The organism is Ruegeria sp. AN11 (assembly GCF_056536005.1).
Map to the genome: position 1 here is coordinate 740,688 of NZ_JBQFJD010000002.1, position 20,498 is coordinate 761,185.

Sequence of the window (20,498 nt, forward strand, 5' to 3'; positions counted from 1 at the left end):
ATGCCTGCGCAAGTGCCCCAACGAAGTCCAATATTCCGGTAGGACCATATAGCGCTCGCGCTCGTGATCTATTTTGTCGTCGGCTTCATTCTGATCGATACGTCTCAGGTTTCGTTAGAGCTTATTCACGCAATCACGACCGCGCTGGATGATGCGTTCCGGCTGTTCTGGTCATTATACTGGCCGTCATGAAACAACCTCCAATCTCGTCGCTGTTTGCTGGACTGTTGCGGGCGGCTCCATGGCCATTTTTTTCAGGCGGCCGGACTGCTTGAAGCGTTCACTTTCGGCAAGAACGGCTATTTTATCAATGCCGGGTTTCCTGAGATTGATCTCCTTTTGAACCGCAGCGGCATTCAGTCGATGATGTGGACAATCTCATTGGTGCTGTTGGCCCTGGGTTTCGGCAGAGCGCTTGAACGCGTGAGTTGCCTTAAAGCCATCATCAAAGTGGTCCTTTCAAAGGAAAAGACCTTCGCCGGTGTTCCGACCTCGGCGGTCCTGAGATCCGTTGCCACCAATACCGTTACGGGTGATCCATATTTGTCAATCGCACTGCCGGGGCGAATGTATGCGCCGGTCTGTCGCGCCATGGGCTGTTCCCCGTTGAACTTGTAACGTGGCCTTGAGGAAGGTGGACATTGGTTTCTCCGCTGATCCCTTTGAATGCGGGCGGTGCGTTCGTTAGCGCGGCGCTTGGCTTGGGTATCGCAGACAGCAATTTAGTAAACCTGCTGTATATTCCGCTCGCATTTGCTTGCTTGCTGGCCGTCGCCAGTCATTGGTATCATTTACGCCATGACGGGCTCTTCTGACCCAGAGCGAGCAACGATGGGATACGGTCCTGGGAGGAAAGCGGTGAACCTGTTGCGCAGATGAGCACCTGACCGTCCTGCACCAAAACTCAATGCGTATTGGTGCCTTCCATCCGTCCTGATCCAAGCTGGGAGCAGCGAAAATGAACCCAAGAAACTTTGTCCCAAAGGGCGCCGCCAGCTATCGTATAGAGTATGATGGGTCGGCCAGAGAAATCTATTTCCTGCTGCTGCCAAAGCTGACCATGCTGGCCTTTAGCGCTGCGGTGGAACCCCTGAGGATCGCCAATCAGGTTACAAACAAGGAACTGTATAGGTGGTTTCTGATCACGGAGGACGGAAGACCGGTTTCTTGTTCGAACGGGATAGAGATTACGCCGGACTCTGCGTTGCACAATTTACCGAGATCCTCGCGACTGCTTGTTTGTTCAGGAATTGAACCGGCGGAAAGTACGAACCCGAAAGTCCTGTCGTGGATCAGGCGTCAGAGAACCTTTGGGTGTAATTTGGGTGGTATTTGCACAGGAGCTTTTGCCCTTGCAAAGGCCGGAGTTCTCACAGGCAGACGGTTCACATTGCATTGGGAGAACCATCCTGCATTTGTCGAACATTTTAATGATTTGGAACCGTCGGCAAACCTGTACGAGATCGACGATGAGCTTATGACATGTGGTGGTGGCAATGCCGCTACCGACATGATGCTGGACATGATCGAATCCGATTTTGGAAACGAACTGGCGGTCATCGTGTCAGACATGTGCATCCACTTTCGGTCCAACAATAGTAAAACGCTTCAGAAATCAGCCTTCTCGGTGGCATTGGGCAGTCGCAACCAGCACCTGATCAACGCCATGCAGATCATGCAGGCAAACCTGGAAGATCCGTTGGATGTCTCTGAAATAGCCGAAGCCGTGCAGATATCTCGTCGCCAGCTTGAGCGTCTTTTCCAAAAATATGTCGAAACTTCACCTGTTCAGTTTTACATCGAACTGCGCGTTTCGCGGGCTTACGCATTGCTCAGCGAAACTGAGATGACGGTTGCCGAAATCGCGGCCGCGACAGGTTTTGGCAGCGCGACACAGCTTACGGTGCGGTTCAAAAAACGCTACGGCGAGGCGCCAACGTCATTCAGAAGGGGGTGGTCGCACAGGCGTGCATGATTGGCGTCTGGCCGGGGTTTGAATTCTTGGCTTCTGGATTTTGACACAGATTCGGTACGGCCAGCCAGGGTCCGCTTTGGGTCCGCGCATTGAAACAACGGACGCATAGCCTTGGTTTACAGTGTTTAAAGTCGATCAGTGAGGCATTGTTGAACAGCCCCGGCCTCAGCTTGGTTCACCGGCCAGCTCCTGGGCGAAGGGCTGGACATCCCCGATATGTGCTTTGACCCAATCTGGATCGTAATACGTATCCAGATACCGATCTCCGCTGTCGCACAGCAGGGTGACGATCGAGCCGTTCCGGCCGGCGTCCATCATCTCGTTTGCAATCTGCAACGCACCCCAAAGGTTGGTTCCCGTCGACGCGCCGGCGCGTCGTCCGATCCGCTTTTCCAGCCAGAGCATCGTGGCGACACTTGCTGCGTCCGGCACTTTGATCATGCGGTCGATGATATCTGATTGAAATGAGCGCTCGACTTTGGGTCGACCAATGCCCTCGATCCGGCTGGAGGTTTCAGACGTCAGGCTTCGGTCTCCCGTCAGGTAGCTGTCGTAGAACACAGAGTTCTCCGGATCGACGACGGTCAGGGCGGTATCATACCCTTTATAGCGAATGAAACGACCAAGCGTGGCCGACGTCCCGCCGGTGCCCGCGCTCATCACCAGCATCGCAGGCACTGGATGAGGTTCACATTCCATCTGACGGTAGATGCTTTCCGCTATGTTGTTGTTGCCGCGCCAATCGGTGGCCCGTTCTGCATAAGTGAACTGATCCATGAAGTAGCCGCCAATGGAGTTGGCAAGTTCAACCGATGCGCCGTGCATTTCCGGTGCAGAGTCTACGAAATGCGTTTGGCCCCCAAAAAACTCGATCATTCTGATCTTGCTATGCGCGGTGCTTCTCGGGATTACAGCGATGAAGGGAACGCCGATCATGCGCGCGAAGTAGGCCTCGGACACCGCCGTGCTGCCGGATGACGCCTCGACGATCGTTGTGCCTTCTTTGATTTTGCCGTTGCACAAGGCGTAGAGGAACAGGGATCGGGCCAGCCGATGTTTGAGACTGCCCGTCGGATGTGTGCTTTCGTCCTTCAGGTAGATATCCACGCCTTCCAGATGCGGAACCGGCAGTTTGAACAGGTGTGTATCCGCCGACCTGTGTGCATCTGCATTGATCTTTGCGATAGCGTCCGCGACCCAACTGTTCATTTCACCCTCATGTCCGCAGTTTTATCCTGTCCAATTATGCGTCTGCCCATTTGCAGATGGCAAATGGGCAGGATCCGACGCGTCATGTTATCCGCAGCACGCACCCGATTTGGTTTGTGTTGGTTCGCAAGGGACTTCGTTCGGATTGGCCCCACGTCCCAGCCATGTCCGTTCGGCCAGATAGAAGTCAGAAAACCTCTGGTGAAAGTCTTCAGGCACAGATTTCGAAGGAACTCCGCTAGTCAAAAGCGCTTGCTGCCAGGCCTTTACTTTCGGGAAATCCGAGAGCATGTCGTAACCGCTGTGCTCCTCAACAATTGCCGCGCGATGCAGCAGAGGGAGCCAGGCGATATCCACGTTCCCAATCGTGTCGCCCGAGAAATACTGTCTTTGACCCAACTGGCGCTCGGCCTTTTCGAAGGATTTTCTGAGTTTCGCCATGCGTTCGTCCAAAACCTCTTTGTTGGCGCTTTGCATCGTGCTGCATTGAACCAGATAATGTTTGGTTGCCTGATAGCTCCAGGCCCGATTGGTCGCGCGCTGCTCGGGCGTCAAGTTCTCCTGGAGTGGTGGCGTGATCTCGTCGATGTACTCGACGATTGCATCGGACTCGAACAATGACTGGCCGTTTTCGGTGATCAATACAGGAACCTGGCCGGTGGGTGAGATATCGAGAAACCACGCGGGCTTGTTCTTCAGGTCAATGTACTCAATATCATAGGGAACCTGCTTCGCTACGAGCATCGCGGTGACGCGCTGAACGAACGGGCAGATCTTGAAACTGACGATCTTGATCATGGGTGAAGTCCTTTCTGGTTGATCCGACCTGTAAGACGACCAGCGATGCAAAAAGACGAATCTATTGGGAAAAAACCTTCCAACAAGTTGATCTTGAGGGATATGTTTTGGCAGTGATGGGGTGGCCGCGAATGGCGCAAGCGAAACCAGATATCGAACGTGTTTGGTCGGAATACCGGGCCAGCCTGTTTGCCTTCCTTCGCTCAAAAGTATCGAACGAGGCAGATGCAGAGGATTTGCTTCAAGTGATCCTGCTGAAAGCGCACCAGGGCATGAGCGGTCCAAATGAGGTCAAAAGCCTGAAAGCGTGGCTGTTTCAGATTGCGAGCAACACGATCACGGACTTTTATCGAAGCAGAGGTCGGCAAAGGACTGTTCATCCGGATGACCTTTGGTACGGCGATCTGGATGAAAATGACCAGCATGTGCTGGAGAATTGTGTTGCACCATTCATAGATGCTCTGCCGCCTGAAATGGGCGAGCTGCTGCGCAGGATAGACTTGCAGGGCGTATCGCAAAAAGATCAAGCGGCCGAACTCGGTGTTTGCTACTCAACATTGAAGTCCCAGGTGCAGGCCACCCGTCGTCAACTGCGCAAACTTTTCGAGAATTGCTGTGATTTCTCTCTGGATCAAAAGGGCAACATTGTTGGCTATGAACGCAAAGTGGGAAACTGTGGCCCGTGTTGAACCATCACCGCGAAGCGTCCTTGAAGAGGAATAAGTGCACGAAATGCTGCGCATGTTTCGAAGTCTGGCAGGAGCCCAAATAGATCAGACCCTTAAGATCGACCAATGTTCGGACACAGGAAAAACTGACCACCGCCAAGCGATCTTATTTATGTATCAGCGCATTTTCCCATTCTGAAAGAAACTTGTTTCGCTTCAGGGTATCCAGAAATGTCATCAAGGCTGGTTCAAGCGCAATGGTTGCGTGTTCCGTGCCGTTCTTTCTTTCCTGAAGCGGCGGCAGAGTATGCGCTCCGTCCGTGGGGTTGGATTGATACTTCAGAACAAACTCGATGAACCGCCGGGCTGTTGCCGGTTCACCGGATGCCCTTGAAACCAACGCTGTCCGCATCATTGTTGTCGGGTAGTCAGAGGGCAGCACAATTTCAAGGATGTCCTGGCTTTCGGCACGCGCTTCGGCGTAGCTGCCAAGCACATTGTAGGCGACCGCAATTTTTCCGTTGGTAAGGTCGTCGATCATCTCGCCCGAACAACAATAAAGCCGGGCATGAAGCCAGCCCATCACTTCCATCAACCTCCAGAACGTTTCGGACGCCCGCGCGTCCTGCGTCGCAAAAAGATAGCCCAAACCGGACTGGCGGACGTCGTAGGTTCCAATCCGGCCTCTGAATACGTCTGGGTGCGCACGCAGCGTCTCGATCAGCTCCTGCCGGGATTGCGGGATTGGGAGCCCTTTGAAGGCGGCGCGGTTGATGACAATGGCCGCTGGTTCAGAGGTGAAGGCAAATAGGCTTTGCCGCCATTGCGCCCAGGCCGGATGTGAAAGGTCCTCCAGAGCTAGGGCGTAGCCATCGTTTGTGAGTTTCAACTGCAAATCCATGGCGCTGGAAATGGCAATATCGAAAGCCCCGGGCTCCTCACGAAAACGCCGGTCGATATCGGCTGTTCCGGTGACCAGGTATTCGATGGCCACGTCCGGATTGCTGGCGACGAAGGCTTCGATCAGTGGCGCGAACAAGTCCGTGTCTGTGCTTGAGATTACACGCAGGGACGTGGTCGCCTGGGTTTCGTTGAAGATCTGCCGATCTTCCCAGTCCTGCGCCCATCCGACTTGGCACAGCCAGATCAAACCTAGAGCGATAAGGTTACGCACGCGCCACCCTCCGGTCGGTTTTTCAGAATTAGCTGGCCGCCATGGACCGATGCGACATCCCGCGCGATCGTCAGTCCTAGTCCTGAGCCGATGGTATTCGAGGCATTTGCTCCACGCTGAAAACGCGTGGTCAGAGTTTCGATTTCATGAGATGGAAAACCGGGCCCGTGGTCGCACACCGTGATCCGGGGGGTCGGTTTGCTCCAAACCGTGATCTCGATCTCACTTTCGACAGGTCCGTATTTCATCGCATTGTCAATTAAGTTTCGCACAGCGCTTTGGATCAAAATCGCGTCCCCGGCATAACGAACGTGCGCGTCCCCTGCCAAAGAAAGAGAAAGATCTTTCATTTCCACGATGGGCGTCAGGCGCAAAACCAGATCGCGCACAAGTTCGACAAGGTCGATCTCGTGCCGTTCCAGATGATCGGCCCGGAATGTGATCATCGCATGATCCAGAAGCTGACCTGCCGCACGAGAACTTTCGTCGATGGCCTTCACCATCGACCGCATGGCTTCGCGATTTTCCTCTTTTTCAACACGCTGCAACGTGGCTTCCGCGTAGGAACGGACGGTTGCAAGTGGCGTGCGGACTCGGTGCGCAGCCTCTGCGATGAAGTCCTCGGACTGGCTTAGGGACTGGTCCAGCCGTCCCATCAGCGAGTTGAGCGACTTGACCAGTGGCGCCATTTCCCGTGGCACTGGTTTGGCGAACGGGCTCAGGTCCTGCGGCCCCCGTCGCGCGACGGATGTCGTCAGCTTGCCAAGCTGGCCAATTGTGGTCGACGTCGCCCAAAATGAAAGTCCAGCAGCTAGCGCAAAAAAGCCGATACCGAGAAGGGCAGCATTTCGTGAAATCTGGTCGAGTGTTTCGGAAAGAGCGTCTTGCGTTTGCGCAAGGACAATCTGGATTTCTGTTCGTCGGTTCGCCCCGATCAAGGTGCGGCTTGCGCTGATTTTCCGGACGTCTGAACCGCGAATATTGTCGGATTGAAATGTCTGATCATCGGCAAATGTCAGGTCCTCGTAGCCCGACAGGAATTGGCCGTCCTGCAGGATTGCATAAAACACGCGGTCGTCGGCCGGGGTGCTTAGCATCGAAAACGCCGAGTAGGGCAGGTCAAGCTCAACCGTGCCATCCCGAATTGTGGCGGCGTCCAGCATCGACGTGACCGAAGCGTCAAGGATGTTGTCCTGACCCTGTTGCGCCACCTGCACCGCAAAGTTTCGGACGGCGAAGAACAAGACCAGTGCGAGAACCGCGGCGCCTCCGATCAGGATCAGTACCAACCGATTTCTGAGCGATCCTGATACCGCAACGCTATCCATCTTGGTCCAATCGGTAGCCAAGGCCACGCAATGTCGTGATCCTCAACTTCGAGGCTGACAAATGTTTGCGAAGGCGTCCAATGTAAACCTCGATCGCGTTTTCCGAAACGTCCTCATCGTAGGAAAACAACCGATCGGACAGCTTGTTCTTGGAAAAGATCTGGCCGGGTGCGTTGAGAAACAGTTCAAGAAGGCGCAGTTCGCGATTGCGCATTGTAACGGCCTCACCCCCGACAGTCAGGTGGCCTGCGACCGGGTCGAAAACGACGCCACCGATCTCGATCTTGGTTCTTGCATTGCCGGACCTGCGACGCAGGACGGCGCGGATACGGGCCTCCAGTTCGGCGTGATCAAAGGGTTTGGTGACATAATCATCAGCACCCAGATCAAGCGAACCGATTCGATCCGACACCTGGCTTCGGGCGGTCAGGACGATCACCGGAGTGTCCAAATCACTGGCGCGATGCTTCTCAAGGAACGTGCGGCCATCGCCATCCGGCAACATGATATCGAGCAGGATAAGATCGTATTCCCCGGTCGCAACAAAGGCCGAGGCGTCTTCAAGTTTCTCTGCATGATCAATGACATGACCATCTATTCGCATGCGTGATGCGATGGCATTGGCAAGGTCAAGATTGTCTTCGACAAGAAGGAACTTCATTGCGCTCTGGAACGATTTTTTCTGCGTGACAGGTCTGTGTCAGGTTGGTGTGCATTCTCCAACATCAACTGATCCGTAGTGCGGACGGTTGTCAATTGGGAGGACATTATGTCGAATTTCGAACTGGGCCGTCGGGCCCTTCTTGCGGCTGTTGCGGCGTTTGGTCTTGTCGGCTCGGCGGCTGCTGATGGTCACCAGGTCGTGGACAGCATCCACTTTCTGATCCCTGGCGGTGCCGGCGGCGGCTGGGATGGCACGGCGCGCGGAACTGGTGAAGCGCTGACCAAGTCGGGTCTTGTTGGAACTGCCAGCTACGAGAACATGTCAGGTGGCGGTGGTGGCAAAGCCATCGGTTATCTGATCGAAAACGCGGCCAGCAATCACGGCACGCTGATGGTGAACTCAACGCCTATCGTGATCCGTTCATTGACTGGTGTCTTCCCGCAAAGCTTCCGCGATCTGACACTGGTTGCCGGAACTATCGGTGACTACGCGGCGCTGGTTGTTCCTGCGGACAGCGACATTCAAGACGTCAATGGCTTGATTGAGGCGTTCAACGCCGATCCCGCGGGCGTTGCCGTAGGTGGTGGTTCGGTCCCGGGCGGGATGGATCATCTGGTTGCCGCGATGGTGTTCCAGGCGGCGGGCGCCGACCCGGTCGCGATGAAGTATGTCCCATATGACGGCGGCGGTGCGACGATGGCGGGTTTGCTGTCTGGCGAAGTACAGGCGGTTTCAACCGGCTTTTCCGAAGCCGTGGAACTGGCCAAGGCCGGAGAGGTCCGTATCATCGGAGTGACGTCCTCGGATCGCGTGGATGCGTACCCGGATGCACCGACCATGGTCGAGCAAGGCAACGACACAACCTTTGTCAACTGGCGTGGGTTCTTCGCGGCACCGGGTCTGCCCGCCGAACAGTTGGCGGCCTATCAGGAGGCCATCGCCAAAATGTACGACACGCCCGAATGGGAAGAAGTTCGTTCGCGCAACGGTTGGGTGAACATTCACAACCCCGGCGACGATTTCCAAACCTTCCTGGAAAATCAAGAGAAGGTTATCGGCGATCTGATGCGGCAGCTTGGCTTCCTCTGATCACGCTAATTCGCTTCCAAACACAAATGCGCCCGGGACTGCCCGGGCGTGGTACCGATAAAAGAGGGAGAGGTCGATGGTGATTGATCGCTGGATAGCGCTTGTCATCCTGATGCTATGTCTTGCCTATGGCTACGCGGCTTATTTCACAATGGACGATCTGCTGCCGCCGATCATGAAACAGCGGCCGCTCTGGCCGTCGACATTTCCCAAGGTTCTTGCCGCAGGTGGAATATTGCTGTCACTGGCTATTCTGCTCGGCTTCGAGAAAGCCCCGGCGAAAGAGGAAGCCGCGGATATCAACCTGTCCCGATTGGGCGAGTACAAGGTTGGGCAAGCGCTGTCTCTATTAGGCCTCATGGTTGCATATGCTTTTTTGCTCCGCCCGCTTGGGTTCCTGGCGGCCACGTTCCTGTTTCTTACTTGCGGTAACTTCATTTTGGGGGAACGCCGCTATGTCCTGATGGCTGTGGTAGCGGCCATCGCGGCCGGCAGTATCTGGTATCTGGTTGATGTGGTCCTGGGCATTTTCCTCAGCCCGATGCCATCACTTCTGAACGGAGTTTGAGATGCTCGAAGGATTAATGACGGGCCTTTCAACGGCTTTTACATTCACCAACATTCTAATGGTTGTCGGCGGTTGCCTGATCGGAACATTCATCGGCATGTTGCCGGGCCTGGGCCCGATGTCGATCATCGCAATCATGATCCCGGTCGCAATCACCATCGGTGATCCCTCGGCGGCACTGATCCTGCTGGCCGGTGTCTATTATGGCGCGGTATTCGGGGGCTCGACCTCATCGATACTGATCAATGCGCCCGGGGTTGCCTCAACCGTGGCCACGAGCTTTGACGGCTACCCCATGACGCGCCAGGGCAAAGCTGGCAAAGCGTTAACGGTCGCCGCAATTTCAAGCTTTGCGGGCGGTACGATTGGCGCGGTCCTGTTGATGATCTTCGCCCCTGCGCTGGCTTCAGTCGCGCTTCTGTTCCACTCATCCGAATACTTCGCCCTGATGGTTGTGGGGCTTTCGGCCATCGCGGCTTTTGCCGGAACCGGGCAGGTCAGCAAGGCGCTGTTGATGACGTTTCTCGGCCTGATCATGGCCACTGTCGGAGAGGGCGTCTTGTTCAATTCGCCGCGTTTCACGATGGGCATCATGGATTTGCAGTCGGGCTTTGGCTTCATAACTCTGGCCATGGCGATGTTCGCGTTGCCCGAGGCGATCTATCTGGTGCTTGATCCGAACCGATCCAAGACGGGTGATGGCGAAAAGGCCGGCGAGATCAAGGACCTTAGGATCACACGCGACGAGGCGCGCAGGATTACCCCGGTCATCGGACGTCAATCCCTTCAGGGGTTCTTCATCGGAGTACTACCCGGAGCCGGGGCGACGATCGCCTCTTTCCTGGGTTACGCCGTCGAGCGCAATATCGCGTCCAAAGAAGAGCAGGAGCAATTTGGCAAAGGTTCCGTCAAGGGGATCGCCGCACCCGAAAGTGCCAACAACGCCGCGTGTACGGGGTCGTTTGTTCCGCTCCTGACGCTCGGCATTCCCGGGTCTGGTACGACGGCGATCCTTCTCGGTGCGTTGATTGCCCTGAACGTGTCGCCCGGTCCGCGCCTCATGGTTGACGAACCGCAGATCTTTTGGGCGGTCATTATCTCAATGTATCTGGGCAATCTGGTTCTGTTGATCCTGAACCTTCCGCTTATTCCCTACATCGCCAAGATTCTGGCCGTACCGCGCAACTTCCTTATACCGTTCATTCTGTTCTTCACCCTCATGGGTGCCTATATCGGGCAGAACAACGCGACCGAACTGCTTATTCTGGTCGGTTTTGGTGTTTGCGCCACGTTGCTGAGGTTTGCCGACTACCCGCTTGCACCCCTGCTGATCGGGTTCATCCTTGGCCCGCTGCTGGAGAACAACTTCTCGCGCGCGATGCAACTGTATGACGGAGTAAGCTTTATCTGGGAACGTCCAATGACTTTGGGACTGCTGGTGCTGGCCGTCGTATTGGTCGTCCTTCCCAGCTATCGCCAGCGCCGAGCGCTTGCACGGGCAGAAGGCGTCGCCGATGGTGACTGATTGTTTTTGTCGATGAAGGTTCAAGAGACTGGATGAACAGACCGTTGTGCTTTCAGTTGCCAAACAGCGAAAGCTGATGTTCCTGGGGTTCGGTGAAAAGGTCGCAAAGTCCATATGTCAGTCCCTGAGGGGCTGCTGGCAAGCGTCCGCGTGTCCGAAGCGGCCATTCATTTTCACGCTTCAAACATTTGGAAAGCGCTGATGGCAGAAGTTTGCTGCGCGCGCGTTGCTGGCCTCACTTATACATAGACTTTCGCTCAATTCTTGCAAAAGCCTTTGGAATTGCTGCGCTGTTCAAAGCCAGCCTTGAGAACGGGTCGACCGCTCATCTGAATACATGAGCGAAGCAACTTTGCTGTTTCCTGTACCTGCGTTTTCAGGCACGCATCCCCAAGAAAAAAATTTGGTATACCAAATTCCAAATACCTGATACGAAATCCGGGCGAGATTGCGAATCGGATCTGAGGAGGCCCGGTTCGAGAACTTAGGAGGATCGATAAATGATGAAGTTTCTTGCCACCGTTTCGGTTGCAGCCATGACCCTGACCGGGACCATCGCCGCCGCTGATGAGTACCCATCCAAAACCATCGAGGTCGTGACCCATGCCGGAAACGGTGGTGGTACGGACGTCACCACTCGGATGATGATGCTGCGTGCCCGTCGCGAATTGGGTACCGACATGGTTGTCGTAAACAAGAAAGGTGGCGGCGGTGCAGTCGCCATGGACCACTACCTGACCGTCCCGGCGGATGGTTACACGATCCTGACCTTCACCATCGGTCACGCGGCGACAGTTGCAAAAGGCAAGACCAAGATGTCTCTGGACGATATCCGCCCGATCGCCCGCGGTACCGATGACCCGCAGATCCTGATGGTACGTTGCGGTGCATATGAGGATGCCGAAGCCTTTGTTGCAGCTCAGAAAGAAGCACCAATCAGTTATGGCACCACCCACCTGGGCAACATTGACGACGTATCGGCGTTCATGTTCACCAAGAAAGGCGGCATGCAGACCCCGAAAATTGTTCCCTTCGAAGGCGGTGGTGAACTGGCGACCCAACTGGTTGCAGGTGCGGTTGACGCGGCTGTTCTGAACCTGGCCGAAGCCGGATCTCAGATCGATGCAGGCGACGTTTGCCCCATCGTTGTTTTGGCCAACGAGCGTATGGCAGGTCTGCCAGATGTGAAAACCGCCAAGGAGATGGGCATTGATGTCAGTTTCTCGACCGTTCGCGGCTTTGTTGTTCACGCCGACACGCCCGATGATGTTGCTGTCAAGATTGAGGATTCCCTGCTGAAGTCCATGAACCATGGCGTATACCAAGGCTTCCTGGAATCCGTCGGGTTGGACAGCACTTCGGTCGTGGGTTCCGATGAGTGGGGCAACCAGATCACCACTATGGTCACCGATATGGAATCCGCTCTGAAAGAATTGGGCTTTATCGAGTAATCTGAACCATTTAGCGCGGCCGGTCAGGTGCTTGCCGCGCTAACTTTTCCAGCGGACGGGTACAAAGAATGCAAAAGTCCAATGACAATACCGGACATGGTCCAAAGGGTGGCTTCGCGCAGTTTGCTGTCCCGCTGGGGATCTTGGTGTTTTGCGCCTGGGCCTTCTGGCTTTCGACGCAATTCGAGCGCGTCCCGCCGATCCTGAAACGCGGCATGCAGCCCTCTGATTTCCCTCAGTTGGTTATCGGCCTGATCGTTCTACTGTCAGTCTGGTTGCTTTTTAAGGACCGTGATGAGGCACCTGCCAGGCTCTCGCGACTTGTGCAGTCCACAATCGGGTTGCTGATCGGTTTCCTGCTGATCGCCGAGATTGATCTCTTTCTGGGGCTGGGCCTGTTTGCCGTGTCGCTCGCGGCCCTGTGGGGTGAGCGGCGTGTCTGGGCACTTGTACTGGTCGGCATCATTGCGCCGCTGGCGGTGTTCTTCCTGTTCAACGGCATATTCGAGGTCCGCTTCCCGCGCGGGATCCTCACCAACCTCTGGTACGGGTAAAGACAATGGATGCTGCTCTGAACGGCCTTTTGGCTCTTGCTGATCCCAACCTGCTGGCGTTGATATTTGCAGCGACACTGGGCGGGGTGTTGGTCGGCGCTCTCCCGGGATTGAATGCGACAACAGGTGTTGCGCTGCTTCTTCCCTTTACGATCACGATGGAGCCCATTCCGGCCATTGCGATCCTGACGACAATTTATTGCGCGGCGACTTTTGCCGGAGCGATCACCGCAATTCTCATCAATACGCCCGGGACGTCGGCCAGTGCCACCACTTGCTTGGACGGCTATCCCTTGGCGCAAAGGGGAGAGGCAGGCCGCGCGCTGGGGATGGCCGCTGTCTCCTCGACCATTGGTGGAATTATCTCGGTCGTGTGCCTGATGGCCGCTGCCCCATTGATGGCGCGGGCTGCGTATAACTTTGCACCGCCTGAATACTTTGCGCTGACAGTTTTCGGTCTGTCGATGCTGGCAACAATTGGAGATGGATCGCCGGTCAAGAACATCCTGTCCGGCGCGTTTGGCGTGCTGATCGCAACTGTCGGCATCGATCTGCTGACCTCGATCGAGCGTTTCACCTTCGGCCTGAACGAGCTGAGCGAAGGTATTCCATTCGTACCCGTCATGATAGGTGTGTTCGGCATCTCAGAAATGCTGGTCCAGGCCGATAACCTGCATGTAGAGCGCAAGCGCGTCATCATGAAGGCCATCCGCTTGCCATCGCGCGAAGACTATTCGCGGGTTTGGAAAACCATTTTGCGGTCGTCCGGTATTGGCACGTTTATCGGCATTCTGCCAGCTGAAGGTGCGACGGTAGCCTCGATGATCGGCTATAATGAGGCCAAGCGCTGGTCGAAGAGGCCTGAAGAGTTTGGCAACGGCTCTCTTGAAGGTATCGCTGGGTCCGAGGCCGCAAACAACTCGGCCACGGGTGGGGCGATGGTTCCGACTCTTGCGCTGGGGATTCCAGGCAGCCCGACGGCTGCTGTGATCCTCGCCGGTCTGATGGTGCATGGCCTGCGACCCGGCCCGACGATGTTTACCGAACAGGCCGACTTTGCCTTCGCAATCTTCTGGTCGATGATGCTGGTGAACATCTTGTTCTTCTTCATCGGACTGTGGGGTGCCAAGATCTTTGCCCGCGTCACGCTGATCCCGATCCAGATCTTGTGGCCTTGTGTCTTCATCTTCTCGATCGTGGGTGCCTATGCGCTGGAACAATCCATGCTGGATGTCTGGATCGCCATCGGCTCGGGGATACTGGGCTTCTTCATGCGCCGTTACGGTTTTTCCGTGGTGCCCATGGCCATCGGCCTGATCCTGGGCGGTATGCTGGAAACACGCCTCGGTCAGTCGATGGTGATGCTGGACGAAAAATGGTGGCTCATGCTGACCCGTCCGCTGACGCTCTTCTTCTTTGTTCTTACGGTCCTGGCTCTGTTTGGCCCGCTGCTGTGGGGACGCCTTTTCAAACAACGCTCGCCGCTTAAGTCGACCGGAGAATAACAATGACCAAGATCAAATTCGTCCGCACCCGTGTCTGGAATTGGAAAGGCAAGACCGTTCCACCGCAGGGTAATTTCTGCACCAACGCCAGCGACTTGTTGTGGGAAAAGGGCGATGCGATGTCATCTTTCCGGTTTCACCAGTGGCTGACCTGCGAGATTGAAACCGAAGACGGCACAGTCGGCATCGGCAACGCGGCGCTTGCCCCGGGTGTGGTGAAAAAGGCCATCGACGAATGGTTCGCGCCCATGGTGATCGGCGAGGACCCATTCGACTATGCCTACCTTTGGGAAAAGATGTACCGCCGCTCGCATGCTTGGGGCCGCAAAGGTATCGGAATGACCGCGATTTCTGCTGTCGACATCGCCATCTGGGACCTAATGGGCAAACTGGCGGGCAAGCCTGTGTTCAAGTTGCTGGGCGGTCGCACCAAGGAAAAGATTCCGGTCTACTATTCTAAGCTCTATTCGGGGCCCATCGAAGCGATGCAGGCCGAGGCGGAAGAGGCCAGGAAGAACAAATATCAAGGCTACAAGATGCGGTTTGGCTGGGGCCCCAAGGACGGCATGACCGGCATGCGGGAAAACCTCAAACGCGTGGAAGCGGTGCGTGAAGTTATTGGCTATGATGTAGACCTGATGCTGGAATGCTATCAGGGCTGGAACGTCGATTACACCAAGCGGATGCTGCCCAAGCTTGCGAAGTACGAACCGCGCTGGCTGGAAGAACCGGTGATTGCCGACGATGTGGAAGGATACCGTGAACTGAATGCTATGAATATCGTGCCCATCTCGGGCGGGGAGCATGAATTTTCGCTCATCGGCTGCAAGGATCTGATCCAAAAGAAAGCCGTCAGTGTGCTGCAATATGACACGAACCGCGTGGGTGGCATCACGGCCGCGCAAAAGATCAACGCCGTCGCCGAAGCTTTCCAGGTTCCGGTCATCCCGCATGCAGGTCAGATGCACAATTATCACCTGACTATGGCCAATGCGAATTGCATGATCAGCGAATACTTCCCGGTCTTCGACGTCGAGGTCGGAAACGAGCTGTTCTATTACATCTTCGAAGGCGACCCGGATGCCGTGGATGGCTATCTGGATCTGGACGACAACAAGCCCGGCCTCGGGATCGAGATCTCGGACAAGCACCTGCATGACTTCGAGGTGACGGAATGAACCGGAAATACGCAGGTATCTGGCCGGTTGCGCCAACACCGTTCAATGATGACGGGACGCTTGATCTCGAAGGTATGAAACGGGTGCTCGACTGCCTGATTGATCAAGGAGCGGATGGAATCTGCATTCTGGCCAACTTTTCGGAGCAGTTTCTGATTTCGGATGCCGAACGCGAAGTGCTGGCGCGGCTTTCGGTCGAACATATCGCGGGACGGGTTCCGGTCATCGTAACGATCAGCCACTATGCCACGCAGATTGCCATTGAGCGCGCGCAATTCGCCAAGGATTTGGGGGCTGACATCGTAATGATGATGCCGCCATATCATGGTGCACTTCTGAAAGGCACACCCGAACAGAGCTTCGAGCAGTTCGCATCTGTTGGCGAGGTCGGCATTCCGATCATGGTGCAGGATGCACCACTTTCCGGCGTGGATCTGCCTGTGCCACTGCTGGTGCGCATGGCACAAGAGATTGAGGAAGTGAAGCTGTTCAAGATCGAATGTCCCCGTGCCGCCAACAAAATCCGTTCGCTGATAGAACAGGGTGGCGACGCAATCGAAGCGCCTTTTGATGGCGAAGAGGCCATCACCCTTCTGGCGGATTTGGATGCCGGTGCAACAGGTTCGATGACCTCGGGCATGATCGTGGATCAGATCAAACCGGTGCTGACCCACCACCATGCCGGACGCATCGACGAAGCGACCGCCGCCTATGGTCGGGTAGCCATGGCAATTAATCACGAAAACCGTCAATGCGGCTGGCAATCGTGCAAGGCCGCGATGGTCGAAGGCGGCGTAATCAAATCAGAATTTTGCCGCCACCCAATTCCGCCGTTGCATCCCGCCATCCGCTCGCGTCTGATCGACCTGCTGCGGCCGTTGGATCCTATGGTTTTGAGCTGGGGGAAGTGATTTGAGCGAGAGCTGGATTGATAGCCTGAAAGAAGAAGGTGGTGTAAAGCCACGCAAGACACTTGCCGAAGAAGCCGCCGACAACCTGCGCGAGTTTATTCTGCTGGGTAAGCTTGCCCCCGGTACGGCAATTCCCGAACGTGATCTGGCCGAGGCGCTCGGCGTATCCCGTACGCCTTTGCGCGAAGCCTTGCGGTTGCTCGAAATTGAAGGGTTGGTGGAGTACTCGGCCACACGGCGCCCGCACGTTGCCGACCCTTCTCTGCACGAGTTGACGCAGTATATTTCGGTCCTGGGCGCTCTCGAAGCGTTGGCGGGTGAAATCGCCTGCGTCGAAGCAACGATGGCTGAAATAGCCGAAATTGTTCGCCTAGGTGTTCGTATGTCCAAAGGTTCCGGAAAGCTCGAACCGCTGGAGTTCTTTCAACTCGACATGCAGTTTCACGCGGCCATCGTTGAAGCCAGCCGGAATGAGCCCCTTATCGAAACGCACCGGCAATATAACGCCCGCCTTTGGCGTGCACGTTTCTTGTCGTCGCAACAGGTTGATCGCCGTGACAATACTCTGTCCGAACACTCGCGGATCACTGACGCCCTGCAAAAGCGTGACGCAGCCGCGACGCGGCGGGCGCTGCGCGATCACCTGAATAGTACAATCGAGAATATTGAACGCCTTCACGCCCAAAGCAGTGGAGCAAAGTCCGAGGACTGAAAGATGAAGCCCAGAATTGGTATTATCCCCGGTGATCCAAGCGGCATCGGGCCGGAACTGATCGCACGGTTGCTGACTTCGGAGGGCGTTTCCGAGGCGGCGGACATTCTGCTGATCGGCGACAGGCATGTGTTTGAAACGGGACAGACCGTCGCCGGTGAAACTTATGACCTGACCCCCGTTGACGTGTCGGGCGACTGGACCCAAGCCCCTGCGTTCGCCCTACACGAGATGGAGACGATTGCGCCTGACGAAGTGAGGGTTGCCGAAGTGACCGAAGCTGGCGGAGCATCGGTTCTGCGAACGCTGGATTCCGCTCTGGAACTGACGCGCTCCGGTGTGATTGACGCCATCGTATTTGGACCGTTCAACAAGGCTGCGATGCACTTGGCGGGGCTGGGTCATGATGACGAGCTTCACTACATGGCCGAAAAGCTGGGCGTGACGAACTACATCTCGGAACTCAACACGCTTGACGGCATGTGGACCAGCCGCGTGACCAGTCATGTCGCCCTGCGTGACGTGGCCGACATGATCAGCGAAGAACGCGTTGCCGAAGCGGTGCATCTGATCCACAACACACTGCGCCGTTCTGGTCTAAATCGCCCTCGGATTTCAGTGGCCGCGATCAATCCGCATGCCGGTGACGGTGGAAATTTCGGCACCGAGGAGATCGACATCCTCGAACCGGCAGTCCGCAAACTGGCGCGGGGGCAGATGTCAGTTGATGGTCCGTGGCCGTCCGACACCGTGTTCCTCAAGGCGGTTGCCAAGGAAATCGACGCGGTTGTGACGATGTATCACGATCAGGGTCAGATAGCGCTGAAACTGCTTGGCTTTGACCGTGGTGTGACGGTGCAGGGTGGGCTGCCATTCCCCGTGTCCACTCCGGCCCACGGAACGGCGTTTGATATCGCAGGCCAGGGCTGTGCGGATGTCAGCGCAACCCGCGCTGCTTTTGACATCGCATGTGACATGGTCACGCATTGGGACAACTGAAACATGACTTTCAAGCCGCACGGAAAACACCTGATTGCAGGTGAATGGATCGCTGGAGACGTGAAATTTTCATCTTCCCCGGCGCGTGGGGACGCACATGAATTTTCATCCGGAACCGCCGCCCATATCGACGCATCGGTCCAAGCCGCCGAAGAAGCATTCTGGAGCTTTGGGTATTCCACCCGCGAAGACCGCGCGGCCCTGCTGAATGCGATTGCTGATGAGATCGACGCGCGCGGCGATCTCATTACCCAAATTGGCACGCAGGAAACCGGCCTTCCCGAAGCTCGGATTCAGGGAGAGCGGGGTCGTACCGTAGGCCAGTTGCGCCTGTTCGCCTCTCATATCCTGTCATGTGACTATCTGGACCGCCGCCATGACAAAGCGTTGCCGGATCGAGCCCCTTTGCCGCGTCCTGATCTGAAAATGGTACAGCGCCCTATCGGGCCGGTTGCCGTTTTCGGGGCATCAAACTTCCCGCTTGCGTTCTCAACCGCTGGCGGCGACACCGCTTCGGCGCTGGCCGCCGGTTGCCCTGTTGTGGTCAAAGGCCATCCCGCGCATCCGGGGACCGGAGAGGTTGTTGCAGACGCCATCAAGGGCGCAATCGACAAGACGGGCACGCATCCTGGCGCTTTCTCATTCGTACACGGTGACACGATGGCGGCAGGGCAGGCACTGGTAACACACCCGCTGATCCGAGCGGTAGGGTTTACCGGCTCTTTGACCGGTGGCCGGGCACTGTTCGATCTTTGTGCGCAGCGTCCTGAACCCATTCCGTTCTTTGGTGAGCTAGGCTCAATCAACCCGATGTTCATCCTGCCGGCAGCCGCTGCGACACGGGGCGCTGAGATTGGTGCCGGCTGGGCCGGTTCGCTTACGATGGGTGCGGGCCAGTTCTGCACTAACCCAGGCATTGCAGTCGTCTTGAAGGACCACGCCGAAGAAATCGCCAAGGCAGCAGTCGAAGGCTTGAAGAGCACCGCCCCACAAACCATGCTGACAGACGGCATTGCGGCGGCATACCGTAGCGGTCAGTCGATGATTGCTGCAGAACCGTCTGTTACCGAATTGCTGGCAACAGCGTGCGACGGGCGCACGGCAACCCCTTTCCTTTATCAGGTCTCGGCAAAGGGTTGGCTGGGCAATGAAACACTGGGACACGAGGTTTTCGGGCCATTGGGGCTCCTGTTAGTCGCAGAAAACATCGGCCAGATGCGGGAAGTGTCTATGTCCCTGCAGGGGCAGCTCACATGCACGCTGCACGTGGATTCAGATGACGCGGAAATTGCGCAAACGTTGTTGCCAGTTCTTGAACGCAAGGCTGGCCGGATTCTTGTAAATGGTTTCCCGACTGGTGTGGAAGTCAGCGACACGATGGTACACGGAGGTCCATACCCGGCTTCCACGAACTTTGGAGCAACATCCGTAGGCACACTGGCCATCCGCCGCTTTTTGAGGCCTGTTTGTTTCCAGAACGTACCGGCAGCAATGTTGCCAGAGCAGTTCTAGCCTTGTCTGACGTTTCCGGGAGAGGCAAATGAAATCGGAATCGGCCGGGTTCGTCACAGTTCATCATCAGCCTTCAGATGTGTCGATCCGGAAGCGCCGGTTGCGCTGACTTTGCTGCAGCAACTGTGCGGCGGCGCGGGGCGTAAAACAAACCATCGTCGGCCGATGACATTGCTCTTGTCACGAAAGGTTAGCTCGGCGAGTCGCTCCACAGTGATTGGTGCGAGTGTTCAAGGTCGACACCGAGCCCATGACTGACGTGTGCTGTTCCATTTCGGAATAGCATTATTGACGTGCTTCCTGATCGCTGAGCAACGCTCGCATGATGGCACGAATACGACGTTGATTGTCCGCGTCTAACGCAAAGTACAGTGCATTTGCCTGGGGGTCGCTTTGCTGGGGGCTGATGAGGTCTCCCGGATCAGCGTGAAGCACATTCGCTATTCGAACCAGAGTTGCGACGTTCGGCGTACGCGCCCTGCCGCTCAGCAGGTCTCTGACCGACGTCACGCCAAGCCCCGCCGCTTTCGCTACAGCACCAGGGTTGGTGCCTTGTTCTTCGATGAGGTCCGCGATTTTTTTTGCAATTCGCTTTCCGAGTTCGACGTCGCTCTCAACCTGCATGATTTTCCATCGGTAAATAATGTTCTGTCATTCCTTGGGTTAATGGCGATCTAC

The 20,498-nt window shown here is 56.1% G+C and carries 22 protein-coding genes; 16 read left to right on the forward strand and 6 right to left on the reverse strand.

Annotation, left to right across the window (positions count from 1 at the left end; genetic code table 11):
- The first annotated feature begins 63 nt into the window (after positions 1-63).
- The 4 genes from ACR3EQ_RS23230 (at position 64) to ACR3EQ_RS23245 (ending at position 1,975) form a co-directional block, all read left to right on the forward strand.
- The gene (locus ACR3EQ_RS23230; RefSeq protein WP_480492280.1) at positions 64-192 is read left to right on the forward strand and encodes a hypothetical protein; all 129 of its coding nucleotides are present in this window, start codon (positions 64-66) and stop codon (positions 190-192) included.
- 174 nt (positions 193-366) lie between these two features.
- A complete protein-coding gene (locus ACR3EQ_RS23235) occupies positions 367-618 on the forward strand; it encodes a Na+/H+ antiporter NhaC family protein (RefSeq protein ID WP_480442045.1) in 252 nt (83 codons plus the stop codon).
- A gap of 23 nt (positions 619-641) precedes the next feature.
- The gene (locus ACR3EQ_RS23240; RefSeq protein ID WP_480442011.1) at positions 642-815 is read left to right on the forward strand and encodes a hypothetical protein; all 174 of its coding nucleotides are present in this window, start codon (positions 642-644) and stop codon (positions 813-815) included.
- A gap of 143 nt (positions 816-958) precedes the next feature.
- Positions 959-1,975, forward strand: a complete 1,017-nt coding sequence (locus ACR3EQ_RS23245; protein ID WP_170613880.1) for a GlxA family transcriptional regulator — start codon at positions 959-961, stop codon at positions 1,973-1,975.
- A gap of 165 nt (positions 1,976-2,140) precedes the next feature.
- Here ACR3EQ_RS23245 and ACR3EQ_RS23250 read toward each other — a convergent pair whose 3' ends face one another.
- Together ACR3EQ_RS23250 and ACR3EQ_RS23255 are read right to left on the reverse strand one after the other, a co-directional pair.
- Entirely contained in the window at positions 2,141-3,184 is a 1,044-nt protein-coding gene (locus ACR3EQ_RS23250) for a PLP-dependent cysteine synthase family protein (RefSeq protein WP_170613881.1), read from the reverse strand.
- Between the two features lie 87 nt (positions 3,185-3,271).
- The gene (locus ACR3EQ_RS23255) at positions 3,272-3,982 is read right to left on the reverse strand and encodes a glutathione S-transferase family protein (protein WP_170613882.1); all 711 of its coding nucleotides are present in this window, start codon (positions 3,980-3,982) and stop codon (positions 3,272-3,274) included.
- Positions 3,983-3,984: 2 nt separating this feature from the next.
- On the opposite strand from ACR3EQ_RS23255, the gene sigZ reads away from it, so the two are divergent.
- On the forward strand, positions 3,985-4,671 hold the full coding sequence (gene sigZ, locus ACR3EQ_RS23260; protein ID WP_480442013.1) for an RNA polymerase sigma factor SigZ: 687 nt from the start codon (positions 3,985-3,987) through the stop codon (positions 4,669-4,671).
- A 145-nt stretch (positions 4,672-4,816) separates the two neighbouring features.
- Here the strand turns inward: sigZ and ACR3EQ_RS23265 are convergent, their stop codons facing one another.
- Genes ACR3EQ_RS23265 through ACR3EQ_RS23275 form a run of 3 tightly spaced genes read right to left on the reverse strand, consistent with a single transcriptional unit; the run spans position 4,817 to position 7,813 of the window.
- A complete protein-coding gene (locus tag ACR3EQ_RS23265) occupies positions 4,817-5,824 on the reverse strand; it encodes an ABC transporter substrate-binding protein (RefSeq protein ID WP_480492283.1) in 1,008 nt (335 codons plus the stop codon).
- Positions 5,803-7,152 (reverse strand): sensor histidine kinase, encoded by a 1,350-nt coding sequence (locus ACR3EQ_RS23270; protein WP_170614107.1) that lies wholly within the window; start codon positions 7,150-7,152, stop codon positions 5,803-5,805. Before ACR3EQ_RS23270 ends, ACR3EQ_RS23265 begins: the two co-directional genes overlap by 22 nt.
- Positions 7,145-7,813 (reverse strand): response regulator transcription factor, encoded by a 669-nt coding sequence (locus ACR3EQ_RS23275; protein ID WP_170613884.1) that lies wholly within the window; start codon positions 7,811-7,813, stop codon positions 7,145-7,147. Before ACR3EQ_RS23275 ends, ACR3EQ_RS23270 begins: the two co-directional genes overlap by 8 nt.
- A gap of 108 nt (positions 7,814-7,921) precedes the next feature.
- On the opposite strand from ACR3EQ_RS23275, the gene ACR3EQ_RS23280 reads away from it, so the two are divergent.
- From ACR3EQ_RS23280 to ACR3EQ_RS23330, 11 genes are all read left to right on the forward strand, one after another.
- The gene (locus tag ACR3EQ_RS23280) at positions 7,922-8,905 is read left to right on the forward strand and encodes a tripartite tricarboxylate transporter substrate-binding protein (RefSeq protein WP_170613885.1); all 984 of its coding nucleotides are present in this window, start codon (positions 7,922-7,924) and stop codon (positions 8,903-8,905) included.
- 76 nt (positions 8,906-8,981) lie between these two features.
- Positions 8,982-9,473 carry a tripartite tricarboxylate transporter TctB family protein gene (locus ACR3EQ_RS23285; RefSeq protein WP_170613886.1) on the forward strand — a complete coding sequence of 164 codons (492 nt, stop codon included), beginning with the start codon at positions 8,982-8,984 and terminating at the stop codon, positions 9,471-9,473.
- Position 9,474: 1 nt separating this feature from the next.
- Complete coding sequence (locus tag ACR3EQ_RS23290; protein WP_170613887.1) at positions 9,475-10,998, forward strand: tripartite tricarboxylate transporter permease; 1,524 nt, start codon at positions 9,475-9,477, stop codon at positions 10,996-10,998.
- A gap of 500 nt (positions 10,999-11,498) precedes the next feature.
- Positions 11,499-12,449 carry a tripartite tricarboxylate transporter substrate binding protein gene (locus ACR3EQ_RS23295; RefSeq protein ID WP_170613888.1) on the forward strand — a complete coding sequence of 317 codons (951 nt, stop codon included), beginning with the start codon at positions 11,499-11,501 and terminating at the stop codon, positions 12,447-12,449.
- 68 nt (positions 12,450-12,517) lie between these two features.
- Positions 12,518-13,003, forward strand: a complete 486-nt coding sequence (locus ACR3EQ_RS23300; RefSeq protein ID WP_170613889.1) for a tripartite tricarboxylate transporter TctB family protein — start codon at positions 12,518-12,520, stop codon at positions 13,001-13,003.
- A gap of 5 nt (positions 13,004-13,008) precedes the next feature.
- Positions 13,009-14,508, forward strand: coding sequence for a tripartite tricarboxylate transporter permease (locus tag ACR3EQ_RS23305; protein WP_170619767.1), 1,500 nt, complete (start codon positions 13,009-13,011; stop codon positions 14,506-14,508).
- Between the two features lie 2 nt (positions 14,509-14,510).
- On the forward strand, positions 14,511-15,686 hold the full coding sequence (locus ACR3EQ_RS23310; RefSeq protein WP_480492286.1) for an L-rhamnonate dehydratase: 1,176 nt from the start codon (positions 14,511-14,513) through the stop codon (positions 15,684-15,686).
- Positions 15,683-16,597: a dihydrodipicolinate synthase family protein gene (locus ACR3EQ_RS23315; protein WP_480492287.1), complete on the forward strand. Its 915-nt coding sequence runs from the start codon at positions 15,683-15,685 to the stop codon at positions 16,595-16,597. Before ACR3EQ_RS23310 ends, ACR3EQ_RS23315 begins: the two co-directional genes overlap by 4 nt.
- A gap of 1 nt (position 16,598) precedes the next feature.
- Entirely contained in the window at positions 16,599-17,309 is a 711-nt protein-coding gene (locus ACR3EQ_RS23320) for a GntR family transcriptional regulator (protein WP_480492289.1), read from the forward strand.
- Between the two features lie 3 nt (positions 17,310-17,312).
- A complete protein-coding gene (locus ACR3EQ_RS23325) occupies positions 17,313-18,308 on the forward strand; it encodes a 4-hydroxythreonine-4-phosphate dehydrogenase PdxA (protein WP_480492291.1) in 996 nt (331 codons plus the stop codon).
- 3 nt (positions 18,309-18,311) lie between these two features.
- Entirely contained in the window at positions 18,312-19,820 is a 1,509-nt protein-coding gene (locus tag ACR3EQ_RS23330) for an aldehyde dehydrogenase (NADP(+)) (protein ID WP_480492292.1), read from the forward strand.
- A 285-nt stretch (positions 19,821-20,105) separates the two neighbouring features.
- Here the strand turns inward: ACR3EQ_RS23330 and ACR3EQ_RS23335 are convergent, their stop codons facing one another.
- Positions 20,106-20,444, reverse strand: coding sequence for a helix-turn-helix domain-containing protein (locus ACR3EQ_RS23335; RefSeq protein ID WP_170613896.1), 339 nt, complete (start codon positions 20,442-20,444; stop codon positions 20,106-20,108).
- Positions 20,445-20,498: the final 54 nt, after the last annotated feature.

Coding starts and splice junctions, on each gene's coding strand:
- ACR3EQ_RS23275 (WP_170613884.1), bottom strand. CDS start 7,813: ATGAAGTTCCTTCTTGTCGAAGACAATCTTGACCTTGCCAATGCCATC.
- ACR3EQ_RS23235 (WP_480442045.1), top strand. CDS start 367: ATGTGGACAATCTCATTGGTGCTGTTGGCCCTGGGTTTCGGCAGAGCG.
- ACR3EQ_RS23310 (WP_480492286.1), top strand. CDS start 14,511: ATGACCAAGATCAAATTCGTCCGCACCCGTGTCTGGAATTGGAAAGGC.
- ACR3EQ_RS23255 (WP_170613882.1), bottom strand. CDS start 3,982: ATGATCAAGATCGTCAGTTTCAAGATCTGCCCGTTCGTTCAGCGCGTC.
- ACR3EQ_RS23325 (WP_480492291.1), top strand. CDS start 17,313: ATGAAGCCCAGAATTGGTATTATCCCCGGTGATCCAAGCGGCATCGGG.
- ACR3EQ_RS23270 (WP_170614107.1), bottom strand. CDS start 7,152: ATGGATAGCGTTGCGGTATCAGGATCGCTCAGAAATCGGTTGGTACTG.
- ACR3EQ_RS23295 (WP_170613888.1), top strand. CDS start 11,499: ATGATGAAGTTTCTTGCCACCGTTTCGGTTGCAGCCATGACCCTGACC.
- ACR3EQ_RS23305 (WP_170619767.1), top strand. CDS start 13,009: ATGGATGCTGCTCTGAACGGCCTTTTGGCTCTTGCTGATCCCAACCTG.
- ACR3EQ_RS23280 (WP_170613885.1), top strand. CDS start 7,922: ATGTCGAATTTCGAACTGGGCCGTCGGGCCCTTCTTGCGGCTGTTGCG.
- ACR3EQ_RS23315 (WP_480492287.1), top strand. CDS start 15,683: ATGAACCGGAAATACGCAGGTATCTGGCCGGTTGCGCCAACACCGTTC.
- ACR3EQ_RS23290 (WP_170613887.1), top strand. CDS start 9,475: ATGCTCGAAGGATTAATGACGGGCCTTTCAACGGCTTTTACATTCACC.
- ACR3EQ_RS23250 (WP_170613881.1), bottom strand. CDS start 3,184: ATGAACAGTTGGGTCGCGGACGCTATCGCAAAGATCAATGCAGATGCA.
- ACR3EQ_RS23245 (WP_170613880.1), top strand. CDS start 959: ATGAACCCAAGAAACTTTGTCCCAAAGGGCGCCGCCAGCTATCGTATA.
- ACR3EQ_RS23330 (WP_480492292.1), top strand. CDS start 18,312: ATGACTTTCAAGCCGCACGGAAAACACCTGATTGCAGGTGAATGGATC.
- ACR3EQ_RS23285 (WP_170613886.1), top strand. CDS start 8,982: ATGGTGATTGATCGCTGGATAGCGCTTGTCATCCTGATGCTATGTCTT.
- ACR3EQ_RS23335 (WP_170613896.1), bottom strand. CDS start 20,444: ATGCAGGTTGAGAGCGACGTCGAACTCGGAAAGCGAATTGCAAAAAAA.
- ACR3EQ_RS23300 (WP_170613889.1), top strand. CDS start 12,518: ATGCAAAAGTCCAATGACAATACCGGACATGGTCCAAAGGGTGGCTTC.